Origin of the sequence: Chitinophaga filiformis (genome assembly GCF_023100805.1) — a bacterium.
GTDB classification, from domain to species: Bacteria; Bacteroidota; Bacteroidia; order Chitinophagales; family Chitinophagaceae; genus Chitinophaga; species Chitinophaga filiformis_B.
Genome location: NZ_CP095855.1, coordinates 1,452,010 through 1,473,376, shown reverse-complemented (window position 1 = coordinate 1,473,376; position 21,367 = coordinate 1,452,010). Strand labels below are relative to the sequence as shown.

Genomic DNA, 21,367 nt, shown 5'->3' with positions numbered 1-21,367 from the left:
CCAGAGATACGTAAAAGGGCATTGCGTATCCAGCTTGTGTGTTATGTCAAGTGAAAAAATTGGTTTAATTTCCCGCTATTATAACGATTACTCATTATGGAGTATGTTTAAAGCCAAGAATCTTTCTCCACAAAAACTGGCAGGATTTACTGCCCTCATACTTTCGGTTGTTATTACACTGGGCACCCTATTGATAAATGCTCACTGGAAAATAGTGCTGATTGCGTTTGTACTCACCTTCCTGGTGTCTTATTACCTGTATCTGTATACGCTGCAGAATTTCATTTACAGGAAAATAAAGCTCATTTACAAATTCATTTACCAGACCAAAGCCTCGAAAAGAGAAGAGTTCTTCAACAAGAACATTCTTCCCCTGAAGACCATTGAAGAGGTAAGTGAAGATGTGGAAAAATGGGCCAGCCAGAAAAAGGAAGAGCTGGACATGTTGCGCCGTAATGAAGAATTCCGCAAGGAGTTCCTCCTCAATCTCAGCCATGAACTGAAAACGCCCATCTTTGCCGTACAGGGATATATTCATACCCTCCTCGACGGTGCGCTGGAAGATCCGAATGTCAACAAGATATTTCTGAAAAATGCCACCAAGAATATTGACAGGCTTTGCCGCCTGATAGATGACCTGGATGAAATATCCAAGCTGGAAAGTGGAGAAATGACCATTAACAGCGAAAATTTCGTCATACAGGACCTTATCAGGGATGTCTTTGACACGCTGTCGCTTAAAGCCAATACCAAGGGTATCAAGTTTAATGTAAAGAAAGGCTGTGAAGCCCCAATCCATGTATTGGCCGACAAAGAAAAGGTGAGACAGGTACTGATCAACCTCGTGGACAACTCCATCAAATACGGCCGTCCGGATGGCCATACCGTAGCCAGTATATACGTGATGGACGACAAACGCGTACTGATCGAAATATCGGATGATGGTATCGGTATTGCGGAAGAACACCTTCCCCGCGTATTTGAACGGTTCTATCGTACCGACAGGGCCCGTAGCCGTGACATAGGCGGTACAGGTCTGGGCCTGGCGATTGTAAAGCACATCATTGAAGCCCATGGTCAGACCATCAATATCCGCAGTAAACCGGAGATAGGTTCCACCTTCGGCTTTACCCTGGAATCCGGTGAATAAGTTTAAAAACGGTATTGGAGCCTGCAGGTAAATACATTGTCCGGCAGGTCTTTTGTATATCCCTCCAGGGACGTAGATTCATTTTTCACCAGATCGTAATACAACATCACCTTCATATTTGCATTGAAATAATGCACAAAACCCAGGCCCAGGGTATTATACCTGATGTCGGCCGGGCTCATTCCTCCATTAGTTGCACCGATTTCCTTTCCCTTTACCTTCTTATTGGGGTCATACCAGTCGTATTTCACTACGATCAGGTTCATTGGGTCGCCCATGTTCTGTAACAGGTACAAATAAGCACCGTCGAAGTTCCTGATATACAGGGGCGCATTCACACTGCCATTGACAGGTATCGTGCCTGGCGTTTCGCTGGTAGATGCTGTTGCCGTCTGCGTACCACGCATATATTCCAGTCTGATCTCGGTAGCGCCCTTATTTTTCCCGTTAGGCACCCTGAACTGGACATCTGCTCCATAATAATGGCGCGGCGCAATTTTGCCCTGATTGGTGGCCGAAGAATCGACATAATATGCCGGCTTACCCGCAGACTGCCCCATTTTGTAAATGTAACGGGTGAACTGCTCCATTCCACCATATAGCATAGACACGGCTCCCGACAGGCGCCAGTTACGGCTGTTCAGCTTCAATGGTTTCACTCCCACACGGGTGATAAAGTCTTTATGGCTGTCAAAATCACTGGTAGCGGTCAGGCCCTGTCCGTTAAACAGACCTGCATCAATCTTCAGGAATCCCAAAGGATGATCAGGACGGCGGGGCTCAAAAGATACCATCGCCCCTATGTCGCGCTCTGTCTTCATCAGGATCTGCGACATACGCCCGCGTTCGGGCGTTTCACGATCGCCTGAGGAGAGATTCACCTCATAACTGAAGGGCCGGGCAAACATACCTGCCGTCAGGGAGAAGACATCCCACTTATTTTCGAAAATGCGGCCAAAGAAATCGCGGATAAATACCCCTCTTTCCGTACCATCAAACTGGAAGGCAAACTGTACAACAGGCATGTGATCCTCGTCGTAGCGGGCATAGTCGAGACGGAAACGGCCACGACGCAGGGTGAACCTGTTGTCTACCTCTTTCGGGAAGTTTCCGCCGGCATAGCTGTCAATTCCTTTAGAGCTGGCATACTGGAACTGGGGCTGAATATACCCGCTGAAACGCACGGCGTCGTACTTCTGATATAATGAAAACATACCTTTTCCTACGCTGGTAGTGGTATCTATCATATCCATCAGAAACTGTGCTTTGGCAATACCGGAAGATAACAAAGGCAAGCAGATGATTGCCATATGTTTAAGTCGCATTCAGGAAAATTTGCGCAAAACAACGGAAAAAGAAAATGATAACAAAAATATAACAGTCTAAAACTGCAGATAAATCGGCATCATTGGTTGAGAAGACTTCACCTGTACCAATAACCAGATAAATACAACCATGATCACCACGCTCCCTGCCACAGGAATACGGGCCAGGGACCGCTCGGTGAACTGCTCCGTCTGTTTAGGCAGGAAATGCAGCACAAAACCCAGCAGCATTACCCAGAACACCGCTGTATAACCATTATACAGTTCCAGCCATACTTCAGGCTGAAAGTCGTATACTATCTGGTGTAAGAGTGCCCAGGAATCCTGGAAAGTACTGGCCTTGAAGAACACCCAACAGAAGCAGACAAAGTGGAAAGTAAGCAGTATACCGCCTATCTTCAGCAAAGTACCTGCCCAGCCGGAAACAACGCTTCCGCGTTTTTTCAGCCAGTCGATCCTCACTTTATCCACCGCCAAAGCGCCACCATGCATAGCGCCCCAGAAGACAAAATTCCAGCTGGCGCCATGCCAGAAGCCACCTATCAGCATGGTCAGCCCCAGGTTGATGTATTGACGCACTTTGCCTTTACGGTTTCCCCCTAATGGAATATACAGGTAATCCCTCAACCAGGAAGAGAGTGATATATGCCAGCGGCGCCAGAATTCAGTAATGCTGGAGCTCTGGTAAGGAGAGTCAAAGTTTGGCGGGATCTTGAAGCCGGTCCACCGGGCTATACCCAATGCCATATCAGAATAACCGGAAAAGTCGCAATAAATGATCATGGCATAGCCATATACTCCCAACAGGCATTCCAGCCCGGTATGTTTGGAGGGATCGTCGAAAATATACTGAACGAAGTTCTGGTTTATGAAATCTGAGATCACTACTTTCTTGAACAATCCACCGATAATCAGGTACATACCTTTACCAATATCCTCGGAATCAAGCACATAAGGCTGTGAGATCTGCGGAATGAAATCTGCAGCCCTTACAATGGGGCCCATCATCAGTTTCGGAAAGAAAGACAGGAAGAACAGGTAGTCCATAAAATTGTCTACCGGCTTTATTTCCCTTCTGTACACATCGATGGTATAGCTGAGATTCTCAAAAGTATAGAACGAGATGCCGATAGGCAGGAGCAGCTTCAACGGCTCTACCTTACCCAGGTGCAGATCGTTGATGATGCCGATGAAAAAGTCGGTGTATTTGAAGAAGAACAAAAGTCCCAGGTTGAGAATAATACTGACAATCAGTAATCCCTTTTGTTCCCGTTTACTTTCTGAATCGTATATGTACCTGGACAGATTGAAATCGACAATAGCCGAAAGGATCACCAGCCCTACATACATGCCGCAGGCTTTATAGAAAAAGTAAAGTGAAAAGATGGTAAACACCCATACCCTACCCTCTTTGCTACGGCCCACTGCCAGGTAGCATAGCAGGAAGAAGGCAAAGAAATAAAAGAAAAAAGCGCTGTTGAAGAGTATGGGATCATCTTTCTGGTATAGGAAGATCTCCAGCAGCTTGTTGGCATCAATCATTCAGCTAGAATTTTATGGGTCTTTTCTACTTTTAAAAACTTATCATAACTATTACGCAATGCCTCATATAACAGTTTGCCCTGCAACTGGTATCCTCTTGCATTGAAATGGATGTGATCTCCGGACCATCCTCCGGCAAAGCTTTTTGCCATGGCTTTGTTCACGCCATTAAAATTCCAGCAGGCCAGCCCGTTTTCCCGGCAGTAACTCATGATCTGCTGGGTAACAACGGCTATATAAGGATTAGGATAATATGCCACGCGGTAATAGGTCTTGTATTTCTTGCCCACCTTTCTCCTGTACGCCCGTTTGCTTACGCGTTTGCACTCGGGCGGGGTTGTCAGTACAATAGCGGCCTTCGGCTGATATTTCCTGATCACTTTCACTGCTTCATCGATCTGCTCACGGAAAGCTGCCGTATTCAGGCTGCCATAGGCTTCGTTCGTGCCAAGGGAAATGATCACCAGCTGCGGTTGCATCACTTCCATTTCTGCTATGAGCGTCCCATTATTCTCATTGTAATGCTGGTACATGGCCCCGTTGATTCCTACAGCACTGTATAACACACCATTGTGTCCATTTTGCAACAAGGCGCCATAAAAACGGAAAGGCTGTGCATTCTGCCTGTCCCATCTTACCTGGAAAGCCTGGATGGGCGCTGGAAATGTCAGCGACGCTTTTCTCAGGGTAGGCGTACCACCTTCGAAGGGCGCAGAAGAAATATCCACACCCGCTCCCGGCACGCTGATGGAAGAATCGTCAGTGCCCGGATCAAAGAATAATTCAGCCTGGCGGATATTGTTATCCATCCGGTCATCATCCTGCCGGCCGTTGAACGCCAATGTGGGCGCATCATTTCTGGAGGTGAGCACTATTGCGCCCGGCCCCAGTATATCTGTCGATTTATTCCTGTCTATGATCCTGTCCGCATCCCATCTGCCGGTACTGTTCCAGCGATAGTCTGAGGGGCCGTTTGTATTAGCGATATTATACGGGAATACCCATCCCCTGCCAGCGCTTCCGAAGTCCTGCTGCAGGAAGAAGGCTGTGGTAAACGGAAAGAAGCCCGCCTGCACATGGGAATCTCCCAGATGCAGAATGGATATAACATTACTATCAGCCTTATGCAGTGCCGCAAAGAAACGGTACAATGCAGTATCCTGTGCTATGCTGTTGTTTTGCCCCACAGCAACACTACTGATAGTGACCAACACCCCTGTGAATAGACTGATAATAACTTTCTTACTCGTGTACCAACTGCTTATATTCATCCATCATCGCTTTATACAGCAGCGCTCCCACCCTGGCCGCTCCCTGTCTGTTAAAATGAGTGTAGTCTTTGTTTGCCAGCACCGGATCGCCTTCTACCCAACGGATCATGGAATTCTCTCCGCCCATGGCAGCATACAGGTTCCAGTAGGCTGCGCCATGTTCTTTTGCAAGTTCATGCTGTACCTTCAGCAAGGCGGTTACACCCGGTGCGGTCACATAATTTCCACTTTTTTTGTATGATTTATCGGCTGTACTTATTACGAGGAATGAAGCATTTGGCAGGTCATTACGGAGGGAATCCAACACTTTTTTCATTGGACTTCCATACCATTTATAGTCGGTCAGTTCGGGCTTCCACAACACATTTGCGCCATAATGCAATACGATCAGGTCATAGGGATGTTCAGACTGCATCTGCTGCAAGAGCTGCCCGGACAGCTTACCGAGCTCTATTCCGCTGATACCGCGGAATGAATAGTTATCTACATATACACCGGTATCTCCTTCGAAACACACACCATAGAACGGCGCAGCGCTGCCACCAGCCCACCTGATCATCACCTGCTGGGCTGAATCCAGCTGAAGGGACAATTTGTTCACCGCCCGCTGGCCAGAGAGTGCATATGCCTTATTGTTCACAGAAATATTGCCGGAAGAGACAGGACCATATAGTAAGCTTACCTGTGCAAACCTGTTAAGACCGCGTTTCTTAACCGGCTGGTATCTGATCCAGCTGGACTCTCCAGGTATAAAGGTATGTCCGGAAATGCCCAGGAAAAGGTTGGGAGGCGGCAACTGTTTGTAACTGTAATCTTTCCAGTCCTTTGAAAACGTATGTGTAATGGTGGTCCTGAACCCGGCTACTACAGAGGTCACCGGTACAAACCCCACGCCTTCTCCGCCAAAAAGATGCTGCAGACTGTCCCGCAGATCTTCTGTGATCAGGTCTCCTTCTATCATGGAATCGCCAAAATAGGCGATACGTACCTTCTTTCTTTTCTTTGCTTTCAGCTCGTCCAGCGCCAGGAGGAAGTGTTCCAAGCCTGCTTTGACAGTGCTGTCAGCCCCTTCAGGAGGCAGGTAATTGATAATGCCTGTATAAGTAGCAAAATTATGCAGGTGATCAGGGTCAGGTATTGCCGTTATCTTAGCAGAATCAGTGGCAATGGCCGTTGTATCGGGTGAATCAGCTGCTATTAGCGCGCTGTCAGCATCGGTATCTTCAGGGGCAACCGGGGCATCTTTTCTTATGTCAGCTAAAAGATCCAGGGGCCGGGTTGTGAAATCATTGAAGGAGAAGCTGTTCTGAACCAGTGACAGTGCCACTAAACATAATAAAGTCCCCGCGATGATGTAAAAAGGATAGGCAGATTTATTTTTGCCGGACATAGATTGCTGAATCTGATTTGTTCGTATAAAAACTACAGACTATAAATTAACTTCCGGTATATGCCATTTGCTCATCCAGCTTGTATAATTTATAGCGATTGATCATGCTTGTCACTCTTTTCACCCATTCATGTCCTGCAGAGGAATAACCTGCATGGTTCATATGTTTGAGCCAGAGCTTGTATTCAACGTTTCCCTTTAGTGTAGGGAACCATTTTTTGCGGGTTACCATGTTGGCAAAGTAATTAAATGAGGCCTCTGCGTTGGCAAACTCTTTATACCGTGAGCGATAGGCGACTCCCTTCTTCTTGTGGAGACTGTTACGTCCCACAATTCCAAAATGGTTATACAATAATCTTGCGTTCTTACTTGTCCCCATCCCCGACTCCAGCATAGCAATACCTAATATCACACTTGCAGGGATCCCCTTCTCGTTCATGATACGAATAGCGACCGGCTTGTATTTATTCACATAGTTGGTGGCGTAACGTTGTGAAAAAGCCGTACTACTGATAAACAAAAGTATACCCAACAAAGCACAAAACCATCCCCTGCGAAACATTTTCTTAGATGTCATGGCAGAATTGTTTTTTGTACCGGCAATATAGTTGAAATAATTGTACAATATGACTATAACTTATTAAAATTTACTAATCTATTCTTTATTTAAATCGTGTTATTTAGATGCGTTCCTTAGTTTGCACCAATCCCCCTTAACACCGTTTTTTACAGCATCAAGGGGGATTCAGTTTATTTTGCCACCCGTAAAGGCAAAGTCCGTGCCAATCTATTTCACCAGGCTGATCTTCAGCTCATTCAGCTGAGCCTGATCTATGGCGCTAGGCGCGTCCAGCATGACGTCGCGGCCGGAATTGTTCTTAGGGAAGGCGATAAAATCGCGGATTGTTTCACTACCACCCAGCAGCGAACAGAGGCGGTCGAAGCCGAAGGCGATACCTCCATGAGGAGGAGCTCCATATTCAAAAGCACCCAACAGGAAGCCGAATTTGTGATTGGCCTCTTCGGGGCTCATACCCAGCGCAGCAAACATTTTCTCCTGCAGGTCGCGCTGGAAGATACGGATGGATCCACCACCAACTTCTGTACCATTCAGCACTATATCATATGCATTTGCCTTGATGTCTGCGTATTTGGACAGATCAGCCATCCAGCTGATGTGTTCCGGTTTGGGTGATGTAAAAGGATGGTGACGGGCTACCCAACGGTTTTCCTCTTCTGCATATTCGAACAATGGGAAGTCGATCACCCACAATGGTTTAAATACATTTTTATCTCTCAGGCCCAGGCGCTCACCCATTTCAAGGCGTAACTCACTCATTGCCTTACGGGTACGTTCTTCTTTACCAGCCAGCACCAGGATCAGATCGCCTGGCTGTGCCTGGCATTTTTCAGCCCATCCTTTCAGTTTCTCCTCATCAAAGAACTTATCAACAGAGCTTTTTATTGTTCCATCGGTGTTATATCTGGCGTAAATCAAGCCGCTCATGCCTATCTGCGGGCGTTTTACCCACTCAGTCAGCTCATCCAGCTGCTTACGGGTATACTCAGCACAGCCCTTCGCACAGATAGCTACTACCAGTTCGGCTTCGTCAAATACCTTGAAGTTATTACCCTTTACTGTATCTGTCAGGTTCACCAGCTTCATTTCAAAGCGGATGTCCGGCTTGTCGTTACCATAGAATTCCATAGCATCATCCCAGGTCATACGGGGGAACTGACCATCGAAAGTAATTCCCTTGATCTCCCGGAAGATATGTTTCAGCATATCCTCGAAGGTATTCAGGATATCTTCCTGCTCCACGAAGCTCATTTCGCAGTCGATCTGGGTAAATTCAGGCTGACGGTCAGCGCGGAGGTCCTCATCGCGGAAACACTTTACGATCTGGTAATACCTGTCATAGCCGCTCACCATCAACAACTGCTTGAAGGTTTGCGGAGACTGTGGCAATGCATAGAACTCGTTGGCATTCATGCGACTTGGTACAACGAAGTCGCGGGCGCCTTCCGGAGTGGATTTAATGAGAAACGGTGTTTCTATATCCATGAAGCCCCTGCTGTCCAGGTAGTTACGCGCAGCCCTGTTCACGCGGTAGCGCAGTTCCAGGTTTTGCTTCACGATATTACGGCGCAGGTCGAGATAGCGATATTTCATGCGCAGCTCATCACCACCGTCAGTATCGTCCTGAATGGTGAAAGGAGGCGTTTTTGCGCTGTTCAATATGGTAAACTCCCCGATAGTGATCTCAATGTCGCCGGTAGGGATGTTTGGGTTCTTATTGGAACGTTCAGTAACAGTACCCGATACCTGTATAACGAACTCACGGCCCAGGGGCTGACTATCCAGCTGCTGATTCAAAGACTCGCCAAACAACAACTGCGTAACACCATAACGGTCACGCAGATCCACGAATGTGATGCTTCCGAATTTCCTGATTGCCTGGACCCAGCCAGACAATGATACCTGTGCGCCTTTGTGCTCCAGTCGTAGTTCGCCGCAAGTGTGCGTTCTGTACATATACTTATATTATAAAGTTCAACTTTTGTATTTCCGGGTCGAGGCCCAAACGGTCGGCAAAGATACAGTTTGCCGCCTGCATTTCTATCCCTTGTACCTGTTAAAAAAGCGTTTAATATCTGTATCTACCTGCAGTGGCTCGTTTCGGAGCACATGAGCCACAAATTCAGCTGCCATGGCGGGAGCCAGGGAACAGCCTTTTGTTCCCAACCCATTAAATATACCCAGAGAGGGGTACCCGGGATGTAAGCCCATAATAGGGCGGCGGTCCGTTCCTGAAGGCCGCACGGCCGCCAGCTGGTCCAATACCCGGTAAGGCACCTTTAGTAACTGCCGCAGGCCTTTCTCCAGGATTTCCCGCTTTTCAGCCGTAGGGACTTCGTCAGGATAATCCCATGCAAATGTGGCGCCCACCCAATAGGTATCTTCACCCTGCGGTACCAACGATACACTTCTTTTAACAATATCAGGAGTAGAAAAACCGGGGATCTGCACTGTCAGGACCTCGCCCTTATTCAGCAGAAATGGGATGTAGTTAAACCAGGGGTTATTCACAATAGCAGCGCCCTCGCAAAAGACCAGGTACCGGGCACTAATATTGGCATATTTAACGCCTTCCGGGCCGATTTCAAGACGGGATATATCCAGTCTTTCCTCCCGCAAGCTATTATGATCTTTCAGATACTCCCTCCAGGCAGGTAAGAGATTATGTAATAATATAGTAGCGCCTTTTACGATAGCGGCCCCATGGGGCTGATCCAGCCATTGCCCGTAGGTTTTCACTTTTTCTTCCGGAGGGTCTTCCATATAAGAGAGCCCTGTAGTGCGCTCCATGAAGGCCTCTTTCAACTGCTCAGAGGGCAATACATTATAGATATCCCTGGGTTTGAATACAGGTACTCCAAGCAATTGCTCCAGCTCCCGGTAAAGCTGTACAGCCACAGGATAGATCTGGTCATACTGCCAGGCAACTGTAAACCGGCGGCCGGAAACAGGATTGATCACCCCCGCCGCCACCCGCGACGCGCTATTGGGCTTATACTCATCCATGACCAGTACAGATTGGCCCGCCTGCATCAGCGTGTAACTTAATACGGTACCTGCAATGCCCTGCCCTATAATTAAAAAATCTACTTTCATCAGGGCTGCAAAATACGATACCGAAGCTTATTCCGCTTTAAGGCTTTTTACAGGATTGGCCAGTGCCGCCCTGACAGACTGGAAACTGATCGTGAGCAATGATATGATGATAGCTGTAATACCAGCCAGCAGGAATACCCACCAATGAATACTAACCCGGTATGCATACTGCTGCAGCCAGGAAGACATTGCCCACCATGCCAGCGGAAAAGCCACCACACAGGAGATGATCACCAGTTGCAGAAAATCTCTGGACAGTAGGCTGGTGATACCTGCTACACTGGCGCCCAGTACTTTCCTGATACCAATTTCCCTGGTTCTGCGCTCGGCGGTATAGGCCGCCAGTCCAAACAAGCCTAAACAGGAAATGATGATGGCCAGGCCTGCAAATACACGCGATAACCTGCTCACCAGCATCTCAGACTGGAACATATCATTGAACTGATCATCGACAAAAGTGTATCCAAACGGATAACCTGGATTCGCGCTGGTAATTACCTTTTCAATTGCAGCAACAGCTTTTATGGGATCTGCTGTACTTTTTATACGCAGGTACATAATTTTTCCAAACTGCGTCATGTTATAGAACAGAACAGGATCCGGAGACGCATACATATCACCATACACGTAGTCTTTCACGACACCTGTAACTGTCAGGAAAAGTGTACCATTATTGGAGGGCGCCTCAATCTTCTTACCTAATGCACTTCCCTTTCCCATCATTTTAGCCAGAGATGATGTAATGATAACGTTCGTTGAATCTGTATTCGCTTCATTAAAATCCCGGCCTTCAATCAACTGCATACCCATTGTGGATATAAACCCGGAACTTGCCAGTCTTGTAGAGATCAGTATGTCACTATTCTCCGGTTTTCCCTTCCATTTAAATGCGCTGGTGTTATTACCACCGTAGATAGTGGGCTGATCAGACAAAGCAACATTCTCTACCATTCCGGTATTCAGCAGGTCCTGTTTTATGGCCCTGAAATTGTTCAGCATGTTTGCTTTCAGGTCTATACTAAGCAGATGATCTCTGTTAAATCCAAGATCCCGGCTTTTCACATGTTGAATCTGTTGGTAGATGATCACGGTACAAACGATCAGAATAATGGATACAGAGAACTGTAATACGACCAGGCCTTTCCTGATAAATGCAGCTCCTCCTGTTTTTATATTCAGTCCTTTCAGTACTGCTACCGGATTGAATGAAGAAAGGTACAGGGAAGGATAACTTCCCGCTACCAGGCCGCAGATGAGCGTAATCAGCACCAATGCCAGTATATGTGCAGGCTGCTGCAGTCCCATTGTCAGGTTCTTGCCCATCAGCGCATTTGCTGCAGGCAATACTATCCATATGATCAGCACTGCCAGTACACAACTGAATATCGCCATCAGCAAAGCTTCACTTACGAACTGTGCGATCAGTCCACGCTTGCCGGCACCCATCACCTTGCGCACTCCTACCTCACGCGCGCGCTTCTCACTACGGGCGGTAGCCAGGTTCATAAAGTTGATACATGCAATCAGCAGGATGATCCATGCAATAAGCGAGAACATACGAACATAGGTAATACGTCCTCCGACCTGTTTCCCATTTTCAAAATTCCCGCGCAAACGCCAGTCGTTCATGCTGAACAGGAACAGGTGATTAATAGCTTCCGGATTCTTCTGCTCAATGAAATTGTACAGCTTTTTATTAATCGCTGCAGGATCTGCATTAGGCGCTAACTCTACATAAGTATAAGGGGAATTGCTCAACCAGTTGGACAATGCTTCTTTTTTCTGTTGAAAATAACCTTCAAACGGCGCCAACCAATCAAACTGCAATGATGAGTTGTCAGGCAGGTCTTTCAACACCCCACTTATTACGTATTCCTGGCGATTATCCACCTTTACCCGCCTGCCCACTATGTCCTTGTCATCACCAAAAAACCTCTTCGCAGTCTTCTGTGTGATCACCATTGTATAAAGATCTTTAAACGCCGTCTTTGCATTCCCTTCTACAAAGGGCAATGTGAACATATCAAAAAGTGATGCGTCTGCATACCGGCCAGTTGCATAAACTGCCTTTTCGCCTATATTGAACAGCAAAGAGGGAGCAAAATCTGTCATACGACAGGTATTGGCAATACCGGGGATCTCTGCCTTGATAGCTGGCCCTGCCAGTCCGGGGGTTGAGGAGAACGTGCGGATATTTCCCTCATAATCCCAGTTGGCCTGCAAAGCGTACAACCTGTTCCTTTTGACATGCGTGCTGTCAAAATTCACTTCGTCTTCCACCCATAAAAAGATCACACCAGCACAAACAATCCCTATTGCCAGCCCAAAAATATTCAGGAAGCTATAGGTCTTATTTTTCCAGAGATTGCGCCATGTCGCTTTCAGATAGCTCTTAAACATCTTGTTAATTTTTGTGGTTGTTTTTTCCGGTATGATATTGTACTCATAGGCGTATCACCCTAAAAAAAATGCCATGCTAAATAAACATTGATTATCAATAAACTAACACACACCTCAAGAAGACATGTGTCCGGTTTTGATACAGGGATGTCCGGTTTCAACAAGAGCAAAACTATACCGGATCTTCCATATTATCGGGATTACGGGGAACTGGATCATAATTAACCGCACTAAAGCAACAAGTAGCCGTTCCCCGAAAGGATTGAATTAATTGCTCCCTTACAGTGCGGTGTTGATGATAAACTGCATACCAGACAGAGAAAAAACCCCTCTGCAGAGCAAATGAGACGATATCTTCAGCACTTAATCTACCAGATTCAAAATCGGGAAGGTATTTAACCGCCAGCTCCCAGGCTACCCTCCTGTGATTCCATCTTGTATCATTGTTATTATGCTTCGCATATTTGGTATTACCGGGGAATTTGTCCAAACCAACGAGATTGAGCATTGCTTCTGCTGCTATAGCAGATGCACCCTGCAGCGACGGATTAACGCAGACATGCCCGCCTTCCAGATACTTGAAAGAAAAGAATGTATTATTTCTATGAGGGAAATGCATGGCATGTATATCTACTGCCTTAGCGGACTTATTATCTCTTCCATTGCACCTCCCACATGCCAGTAGAAAGTTGTCCCAACTGCATTTTAATGAAGGATCCTGATACTGGGAAATAACATGTTCTACTTCCAGGTCAGAACTGAACACTTCACAATAACTGCAATAAGATCCGAGATTACTTTCGAGGTCAACCCTGGCAAGGTTATGGCGCTTATAAATCTTCTCTCTGCCATTTATCCGGGGGGATTCAAACTTCTCTACCGGTCTCATAGGCCTTTCGCTTTTCTTTCAATTTTTAGTGATGCTACAAATGCGGGATCTTCTCCGAATCTTTCCTCCAATTCATTTAATTGATCCCTCAATTGACTTACACGTTCATCATTGTCACTTGTTCTTCCTTCCTGTATCAACTCAAAATATTCCTGTGCCACCTCCTGCATCTTTAAAAACTCAATGCTCCGCGGTACATTCTCCACTCCCATTTCCTCCGCAGCTACTGCTTCAATTGTTTTCCTGAACGGATCACTGCCTTTTTGTATCTCATCGTCAATAATAATCAGCTCTTCCGAACGGATACTCTGCACAATAAATGCAGAGTGAGTAGTAACTATAAACTGAATATTGGGGAAAGCCTGTTTAAGGTCCCTGATTACATGTCGCTGCCAGTTAGGATGTAAATGCATATCCAGCTCATCGATCAGCACTACTCCTTTCGTTTGAATAACAGCGCCACTACCCAAATATCCATTTAATATAACACACCGGAAAGCCAGTTCCGCCACAAGATTCAACATGGCAATAAGCCCGTCGCTCATATTAGAATGGGTCTTTCTGCCAAAGTCCTTATCATCTATCTTAACATTTGCTTCTAATTCTCTATAATGAGTATTGAATCCCACATCTTCCAAATAGGGAATACCAACAGCAATAGCTTCAAATACAGCCTCCCTTGTGCCTGCGAATTCGCGGTTATACTTTAACTCATTATCATAATTGTACAGCCATTCTATTACCCCGTCGAAATCCACTTTGTCAGAAAGTGCAGCCAGGTACCCTTTCTCCATACGGCTCCGGCGTTCCTGCGCCCGTTTTCCTTTCCTTTGCTGAGCCATAGTCCGCTCGGTACCAAAACTTGCCACAACCGGTAAAACCGCTCCGGTGGTTTGATCCCTCGCCATCAGTAGTTCATCTACTGCATCCATTAGCTCCCCGGCATATTTCCTGTTATGACTTGTCATTCCATTGGCTAACATTACTCTTGACCATTCAATCTGATCATTGTTAAACTGTGCAAATACTTTGATCAGTGTTTCCTGGTTATTGGCCCTGTAATCTCTTTTGCCATCGTTCCATCTGACAAATACCTCCTGCTTTTTGAACTGACGCCTGTAAACTGCCGATGCTGGTATTGGCAGACATTGCAAATATGCACCTAACGCTACCTGCAGCGCATGCAATAAAGAAGACTTTCCTAAACTATTATCTCCTATAACAACTGTGAATCCCGGGTTAAAAGAAATTTCTTTCTGCTCAAAACCTTTAAAATTCTGGATATACAGATAATTGATTAACATAAACGTGAATTATGGGTAAGCAATATAAAGAAAAAACGCCGACCTGGCGGGCAAACCCTTTCCAGATCAGCGTTTTATCATACTGACACTATAGTGATCACTCCACTACCTTCACCCTTATTCCTTCACTATGCGCACTAAATTCCGGCGCATACATACACTGTGCAGTTGTGATGCCATTACTGAAATTACCCTGATGTGTAACGAACAATGTATACTCAAACACATAAGTTCCCTTTCTCAAACTGCTGAAGAAGAAATTAGTGCTGGCATCTTTGGTGCTTTCATAATAGCTCACACCATTCTGCCATTTACATTCACTGATCACGTTCTGCGGTTCAAAACAGGAAGCACGCATATCCTTCAGATGTATGTATTCCATATCACGGTCAGATCTCATCACGATACGTACTTTCACTTTGTCGCCTACTTTGAGGCTATTGCCATCTTCAATAGCAGTCAGCACGGGACCGTTATTGGTATTCCTTTCAATGAACAATTGTTTCTCCAGTTTCAGCGGCGTTTCTGCCGGTGTGATCTTATCCAGTTGTTCGAAATACTGCCAGTATACAGCGCCCCAGGATGGCTGACCTTTACTGCCTTTCACCGTTACAGCGATGTTGCCCATTGCAGGTTTCACCTCATTGGTATTGAAACGCTTTTTAAAGTAACCGGTGCCTGCTTCTGTTTTCTCTTTATCGCTGCTCATGGTAACACTGCCTGCCTTAATATCTATTTCCGGTGTAGCTGCCAGCCAGTTGCTACCACCCAGCAGCATTGCGTAACATGCATCAGCAGTAGCCTTCGTCGTATTCCAGTTATTGGTTTGTTTGTTCTTCAGCAGCCATGTTTTCATATCGCCTACAGCTGTGGTATCGTTGGTCACTTCTTTGAAAGCCGCGATCAGCATAGACTGTGATTCAACAGGCGCCTGGTACCACCAGTAACCACCACGCAACTCTTTCCAGGTCATGCCCATTTCATCATTATTAGTAGCACGCTCTTTTAAGGAGTTGATGATCTCAGTAGCGGTCTTCACATCTCCACCTTTTTTCAGCGCGATGGCCAGCATTGCCTGTGGATATACATCCATTTTCATCCAGTATTTCTTCGCCTGAGTCAGGTAATACTGATATGCTTCATGGTATTCTGCAGGCAGCACTTCACCTTTAAACAGGCTGCGGGTATACAGATAGTGTGCTTCAATATATCCTATCTGTTGTGCGTTCATATCTACCTTATGCTGCTTCAGCCTGTGATAAGTTTCATCAACTGCTTTATCAAGGTAGCCGAGACCTTTCGTGATCATCGCTCCTGTTTCACCCATGTCTCCGTTTTTCCACGCACCTACTTCACGTAAACGGCCAAAACCTGCGATGATATACTGTGTAATGTAACGGTCTTCCCACATGCCATTGAACCATGGGAAAGCACCATTAGGCATCTGGCGCTCCTGTAACTGATTGGCCGCTCTTTCCTGTTCGCTGCTCATACGTTGCAGATCAAATAACAGGGCAATGCGCTTTTTCTGTTCAGCCTCACTCTTTGCATCCAGTACCCATGGAGTTTCCTGCAGCAATACAGACTTCAGTTCCTCATTTTTCTGAAGATTGCTCTTTAATGCAGCAGTATCTGTAGTACGCCATTTTTCGAATATGTTCTTTACACCCGGCAATGCATTGGCAATATAGCTTGCCAGCGTATTTGCATAGAACCTGTTGAAGATCTGTTCAGAACACTCATACGGATACTCCATCAGGTAAGGCAATGCCTGCACAGCGTACCAGGCAGGATTACCGGAATATTCAAGTGTAAGGGAATGTTGCTGTAAAGTTTCAGATTCTCCGCTTTTCAGCAACTTCGGCATAGTGAATGTACGGGTCCCATCACCACGCATTGACAATGGCAATGTCTCGGTTACCAATGTATTGTTGGTCAATACCGGCAGCGCGTTTTCTTCACCATCGCTATAGATACCCGATTGCGCTATCACGCGGTACACCAGTGAACTATTGAAGTTGTATGGGATCTGTACAGGGAAACTTACCGCAGTGCTCTGCCCTTTCTCTACGGTGAAATGCTGTACCGGGAACAGGTTCTGGAACCATCCATCCACAGGTTGCATGGTCGTTGCATCCAGCAGCTCAAGTCTTGCCTCACCTTTCAGCGCACTGTCGGCCAGGTTGCTGATCTTTGCAGAGAACTCTATCTTATCTCCTTCACGCATAAATCGGGGCGCATTGGGCTGTACCATCAGCGGCTTCTGTGTAACGATGCTGGTTTCTGCCATACCGAAGGCTGCATCTTTTGTATGCGCGAGTGACAGGAAGCGCCAGCGGGTCAGTGCTTCCGGTACTGTAAAGTCAAAGCTGATATTGCCATCTTTGTCCGTATGCAGTTCAGGCAGGAAGAATGCTGTTTCATTGAAGTTTTTACGTGGTTGAATTTGAGGTGGTTTAGAAGACCCACCTTCCTGAGTAACAGAAGCCTGGTCAGCTACTGCAGCCGCGTCCAGTTCCTTTTGCTGTTTCTTAACACCAAGCCCGGCAACAACCACCTCTCCCAGTGCGGCTGGCGCTGGCGCTGCTTTCGACATTGCCGCTTCAGCCAGCACCCCAGGCGCTCTTCCAGCAACTGCACCATACAGTCTGCGCCTTCCACCAGCATATCCTACAATGCTCACTTCCTTGTCATCCAGCAACACATATGCACCTGTCAGATACCATCCAAACCAATTCAGGTTATCATATGAGAAGGGTGGCAACTCTGGTCTGCTCTTACGGGTAATATCATCTCGGTTGATAGACATTGTCCGCTTGAAGTTATCTTCCGCCACCCAGAAGCGGAATGCATCCAGCTGCGGCAATAATGAAGGCACAGCCCAGTCCTGCCTGCGGAATTCATCCAGGGAGGCGTCGAACATGGAAGCTACCATTTCTGCAGCCACCTGCTCGCCCTTATAACCCTTGATCTTTACCTGCCATTTCTCTTTCTCACCGGGCAACAGCTTATCACGATGGGAAGCAATTGTTACATCCAGTTGCTTATTGGACCATGGCACATTTACTGTTTCTGCCAGTGTATATATTCTGTTATCCTTCACAAAAGCATACTGGAATACTGCATTGCCCCTGTCGGATTCCAATGCCGTATAATCCCTGTTCTCAATAGTTCCATTAATGTTAAAACTGCTGAATGTCTCTTTCTTCCCTGATTGCGTTAACAATTGCAGCACATGTACATCCGTAGCTGATGAACCTATGCGGATCTGTTTTTTCTCTCCCGGTTCAACACTCTTTGTATCCGCATATTTCCATACATATACAGGATAAGACAATTTCTTCTGTGACAGGTCTACTACTTCGAATACCTGTTTCTGCACTACTTCCTCACCATATTTGTCTTTGGTACTTGCTTTCAGTTCATACCATCCCGCAGGTAATTTTTCTTTTGCGAGATGAATATTTCCTTTCTCACTGGTAGTTACAGATTGCGTCAATACAGCTTTCTCCCTTGTCCAGCTTTCATGGTTATCTTCATCATTGTAGACATCATGCGGAAATGCTTTTTCATACTCTGCCTGTGGTATTACAAACTGGTCAGGTTTTGCCCAGTATCTGCTGCGCAATAAACGTGCAGGTGGTTTTACCGGACTAAGGCTTACCGCTACTTCTGCAGGCTCGAATGAGCCATTGAGGTTTTGTGTGATGATCTTAACGGAATCCAGGTCCTGCTGTAACACGGTACCGGGCAGTTCCAGCTTTATTTCCAATGCCTGGTATCCCGCACTCACTGTCTGGTCTCCGCTATGTGTTTCTCCATTGATATCAGTAACAGTAGCAGAAACAGCATATGTAAATACCGGCTTCAGGGCAGCAGGTACCTTGAGATCAGGCAGCGCAGGGAAAGTGATATTGAAAGTACCATCTGCAGCGGTCTTTACCTCTCCGTGAGCGATCTCGCGGGATTCGCTCTGGAATGGGCTTCTCCACATCAACCAGGGATAAGGGAAGCGTGCTTTCCTTGTTACGCGGTATTGTACCTGTGCACCATCTATGTTGTTACCTGCATACGCCAATGCCTTAGCACTCACTTTCACGGAATCATTCACGCGGTAAGTACCTTTCACGGGCTGAAATTCCACATAGAATTTCGGGCGCTTATATTCTTCTACCTGGAAAGCAGTATAGGCTATTCCGCCGGATTCCTGCAGGTGGAATTCCCCATTCAGTCTTCCGGTAGGCAGCGTAAATTTACCGGCGTAGGCGCCATATTCATTTGTTGTTACGTCAAGTTTATCCACCAGCTCTCCGTTCACATCATACAACTCAATAGTTGCATTCAGTCCGGGTATCACTTTGCTCTTTGCACCACCAGGATTGGCAGTCAGCGCGATGCCTTTAAAATAAAGCGTCTGACCAGGACGATAAATGGCCCTGTCTGTGAAAATATAGCTGTTATGCTGGTCTTTTAATTCGTCTGACTGTTGCTGATACTTATAACTGTATACGTACTTAAAATCGTCTATAAACAGCTGATCTTCCCCATTCTTCCATTCCAGCCTTACGTTCTGACGTTTGTTATCCCATTGTACGTCTATAATGCCTTCCTGGTTGGCGGTGTAAGTCTGCACCTGCGTTAACTTAGCCGACCGGCCGTATTCATTGGTGCCCCAGACAGTCAGCTTTGTCCCCGGCAACGGCTGCCCTGTTTGCCGGTGCAATGCGTAATACCTGCTGGTAACATCATCTTCATTATATTCACGAAGTATATAACTGATGTTCGACACATGGATGAACTGTATGGCCAGCAGGTTCTCCTTCAGCGCAAAATCTTTGTTCGCACTGGCCACCAGCATATATGTACCGACCGGTAAAGCGTCTATCTTTATCTCTGCAGCATGTTCCCTGAAATCTCCTGAACCGGTCAGGGATTGTTCCCAGGTTTTCAATGGCTGCCTGCCCACAATAGAACGCCAGTATTTATTGGTCGTGTCCCGGTAGTCTTCCTGCGCTGCACGCAGTGAGCTACGGAAAGCCTCGTCTATATGCACCACCCTTACATAGATCTTATCTGTATTCCGGTAAGTCACCAGGGTGCGGAATGGCATTCCCGGCACGTTTACCAGTTCTGTTTCCAGCCTGAGATCTTTTCCTTTTATGCCTTGTAGCAGGTCGAAACAACTGGCTCCTCCAACAGAAACAGGGGCCAGCGCTATTGCCTTTTCACAAATTGTTTTTGCCAGCTGCATTGCTGCTGCAGGCGTCATCCCTTCTGCTACACTCGTTTCCTTTTTACTCCCTTCCTTGTAATAATAATAAGCCAGCTGAGACATTACCTGTGTCACCTCTTTTTCCCCTTCATAAGCCTTTTCCTGGGCTTTCAGCAGCTTTACGTACAGGGCTTCCTTATCAGGCATCACTGCTACCTGGTTCATATAGGTTGTTCTCTCCAGGTCAAGGTCCAGCAGGGCCGCCCTGTCCTGCGCATGAAAACGCATCAGGTCCTGCAGCAGCAATACAGCCTTGTATTGCAGGGAGGCAGAATCGGCAGAAGCAAACCGGTGTTGCATAAAAACATCCGCGGTAGCGAAAGCCGCCGGGTCGGTCAGCTCAAACTGGTTTTCCGGGCTGGTGATCTGGCTCTCTCCTGACTTATAGTAATCCAGGGCACGGTGTGCAACCAGGTCATACAATGTAGGGCGCAGTTTCCGGCCATTTCCTGTACCTGCCTGCAGGATATCTTCATACTTACTGATGTCCACCCGTTTCAGCGCTGCAACATCCTGTAAAGAGGCTTCATAGGCGGCTGTTATTTCCCGGTGAAGACGGGCTTCACTCCAGGTGGAGACATCCGTTGACGTGTCTCCTTTTATGTCTGTACGCTGATAAAGCTCAAACCTGTTGTTCTCCAGGTATCGCTGCAGGGACTCTCCCTGCAGGCTTTTCATAATGGCCCGCGCAGTCGGGGAAAAGGTCTGTGTTTTCCAGCTTACATTTTTGTCCTTTTCGCTCTTCCCCTCTTCAAGATGGGCCACATACCTGATGCGGTAAATATAGGTCTTCAGCAACTGTACCTCATTCTGCTGTCTTACAGCATTGTCTGAGATCACATCAAGTTCCAGCAATGCTGATCTGAACAGGCCTTTTCCATCTAATTCCTGTACCTTCTTCCAGTGGGTGTCATAGTTAAACTGGGCCATAACAGTTTTACAGCTTAAAATTGAAAAAATAAAAACAGCTACGATAAGACGCATATGGGATAGCATTTGATATTCTTTTACTCCGGAATAGGATGCGAAAAAAGCTTCCATTCCACAGGGTTTTTGGCATAAAAGTCAACAAAATAACTTCGGGGACAAAAAAAATCCTCCCGACGGCTTCACCCGTGGGAGGATATTATATTACATAACTTTCTGAT

General features: G+C 46.5%; 12 protein-coding genes. 1 reads left to right on the top strand and 11 read right to left on the bottom strand.

The window, feature by feature from the left end:
* Window positions 1–103: 103 nt before the first annotated feature.
* On the top strand, window positions 104–1,150 hold the full coding sequence (locus MYF79_RS06155; RefSeq protein ID WP_247813042.1) for a sensor histidine kinase: 1,047 nt from the start codon (window positions 104–106) through the stop codon (window positions 1,148–1,150).
* Window positions 1,151–1,152: 2 nt separating this feature from the next.
* On the opposite strand, the gene MYF79_RS06150 is transcribed toward MYF79_RS06155, so the two are convergent.
* The 11 genes from MYF79_RS06150 to MYF79_RS06100 form a co-directional block, all read right to left on the bottom strand.
* Window positions 1,153–2,460: a porin gene (locus tag MYF79_RS06150; protein WP_247813041.1), complete on the bottom strand. Its 1,308-nt coding sequence runs from the start codon at window positions 2,458–2,460 to the stop codon at window positions 1,153–1,155.
* A gap of 72 nt (window positions 2,461–2,532) precedes the next feature.
* Complete coding sequence (locus MYF79_RS06145) at window positions 2,533–4,017, bottom strand: MBOAT family O-acyltransferase (protein ID WP_247813040.1); 1,485 nt, start codon at window positions 4,015–4,017, stop codon at window positions 2,533–2,535.
* Window positions 4,014–5,288 carry a GDSL-type esterase/lipase family protein gene (locus tag MYF79_RS06140; RefSeq protein ID WP_247813039.1) on the bottom strand — a complete coding sequence of 425 codons (1,275 nt, stop codon included), beginning with the start codon at window positions 5,286–5,288 and terminating at the stop codon, window positions 4,014–4,016. The genes MYF79_RS06145 and MYF79_RS06140 overlap by 4 nt, the downstream gene beginning before the upstream one ends.
* Entirely contained in the window at window positions 5,260–6,678 is a 1,419-nt protein-coding gene (locus tag MYF79_RS06135) for a GDSL-type esterase/lipase family protein (protein ID WP_247813038.1), read from the bottom strand. Before MYF79_RS06135 ends, MYF79_RS06140 begins: the two co-directional genes overlap by 29 nt.
* 46 nt (window positions 6,679–6,724) lie before the next feature.
* Window positions 6,725–7,255, bottom strand: coding sequence for a glucosaminidase domain-containing protein (locus tag MYF79_RS06130; protein WP_247813037.1), 531 nt, complete (start codon window positions 7,253–7,255; stop codon window positions 6,725–6,727).
* Window positions 7,256–7,465: 210 nt separating this feature from the next.
* Complete coding sequence (gene aspS, locus MYF79_RS06125) at window positions 7,466–9,214, bottom strand: aspartate--tRNA ligase (RefSeq protein ID WP_247813036.1); 1,749 nt, start codon at window positions 9,212–9,214, stop codon at window positions 7,466–7,468.
* A gap of 84 nt (window positions 9,215–9,298) precedes the next feature.
* Window positions 9,299–10,354, bottom strand: a complete 1,056-nt coding sequence (locus MYF79_RS06120) for an NAD(P)/FAD-dependent oxidoreductase (protein ID WP_247813035.1) — start codon at window positions 10,352–10,354, stop codon at window positions 9,299–9,301.
* Between the two features lie 27 nt (window positions 10,355–10,381).
* Window positions 10,382–12,754, bottom strand: coding sequence for an ABC transporter permease (locus MYF79_RS06115; RefSeq protein ID WP_247813034.1), 2,373 nt, complete (start codon window positions 12,752–12,754; stop codon window positions 10,382–10,384).
* A 172-nt stretch (window positions 12,755–12,926) separates the two neighbouring features.
* Window positions 12,927–13,643 carry an HNH endonuclease gene (locus MYF79_RS06110; RefSeq protein WP_247813033.1) on the bottom strand — a complete coding sequence of 239 codons (717 nt, stop codon included), beginning with the start codon at window positions 13,641–13,643 and terminating at the stop codon, window positions 12,927–12,929.
* Window positions 13,640–14,947, bottom strand: coding sequence for an AAA family ATPase (locus MYF79_RS06105; protein WP_247813032.1), 1,308 nt, complete (start codon window positions 14,945–14,947; stop codon window positions 13,640–13,642). The genes MYF79_RS06110 and MYF79_RS06105 overlap by 4 nt, the downstream gene beginning before the upstream one ends.
* A 97-nt stretch (window positions 14,948–15,044) precedes the next feature.
* The gene (locus MYF79_RS06100; protein WP_247813031.1) at window positions 15,045–21,149 is read right to left on the bottom strand and encodes an alpha-2-macroglobulin family protein; all 6,105 of its coding nucleotides are present in this window, start codon (window positions 21,147–21,149) and stop codon (window positions 15,045–15,047) included.
* Between the last annotated feature and the right edge of the window lie 218 nt (window positions 21,150–21,367).

Coding starts and splice junctions, on each gene's coding strand:
- MYF79_RS06155 (WP_247813042.1), top strand. CDS start 104: ATGTTTAAAGCCAAGAATCTTTCTCCACAAAAACTGGCAGGATTTACT.
- MYF79_RS06150 (WP_247813041.1), bottom strand. CDS start 2,460: ATGGCAATCATCTGCTTGCCTTTGTTATCTTCCGGTATTGCCAAAGCA.
- MYF79_RS06145 (WP_247813040.1), bottom strand. CDS start 4,017: ATGATTGATGCCAACAAGCTGCTGGAGATCTTCCTATACCAGAAAGAT.
- MYF79_RS06140 (WP_247813039.1), bottom strand. CDS start 5,288: ATGAATATAAGCAGTTGGTACACGAGTAAGAAAGTTATTATCAGTCTA.
- MYF79_RS06135 (WP_247813038.1), bottom strand. CDS start 6,678: ATGTCCGGCAAAAATAAATCTGCCTATCCTTTTTACATCATCGCGGGG.
- MYF79_RS06130 (WP_247813037.1), bottom strand. CDS start 7,255: ATGACATCTAAGAAAATGTTTCGCAGGGGATGGTTTTGTGCTTTGTTG.
- aspS (WP_247813036.1), bottom strand. CDS start 9,214: ATGTACAGAACGCACACTTGCGGCGAACTACGACTGGAGCACAAAGGC.
- MYF79_RS06120 (WP_247813035.1), bottom strand. CDS start 10,354: ATGAAAGTAGATTTTTTAATTATAGGGCAGGGCATTGCAGGTACCGTA.
- MYF79_RS06115 (WP_247813034.1), bottom strand. CDS start 12,754: ATGTTTAAGAGCTATCTGAAAGCGACATGGCGCAATCTCTGGAAAAAT.
- MYF79_RS06110 (WP_247813033.1), bottom strand. CDS start 13,643: ATGAGACCGGTAGAGAAGTTTGAATCCCCCCGGATAAATGGCAGAGAG.
- MYF79_RS06105 (WP_247813032.1), bottom strand. CDS start 14,947: ATGTTAATCAATTATCTGTATATCCAGAATTTTAAAGGTTTTGAGCAG.
- MYF79_RS06100 (WP_247813031.1), bottom strand. CDS start 21,149: ATGGCCCAGTTTAACTATGACACCCACTGGAAGAAGGTACAGGAATTA.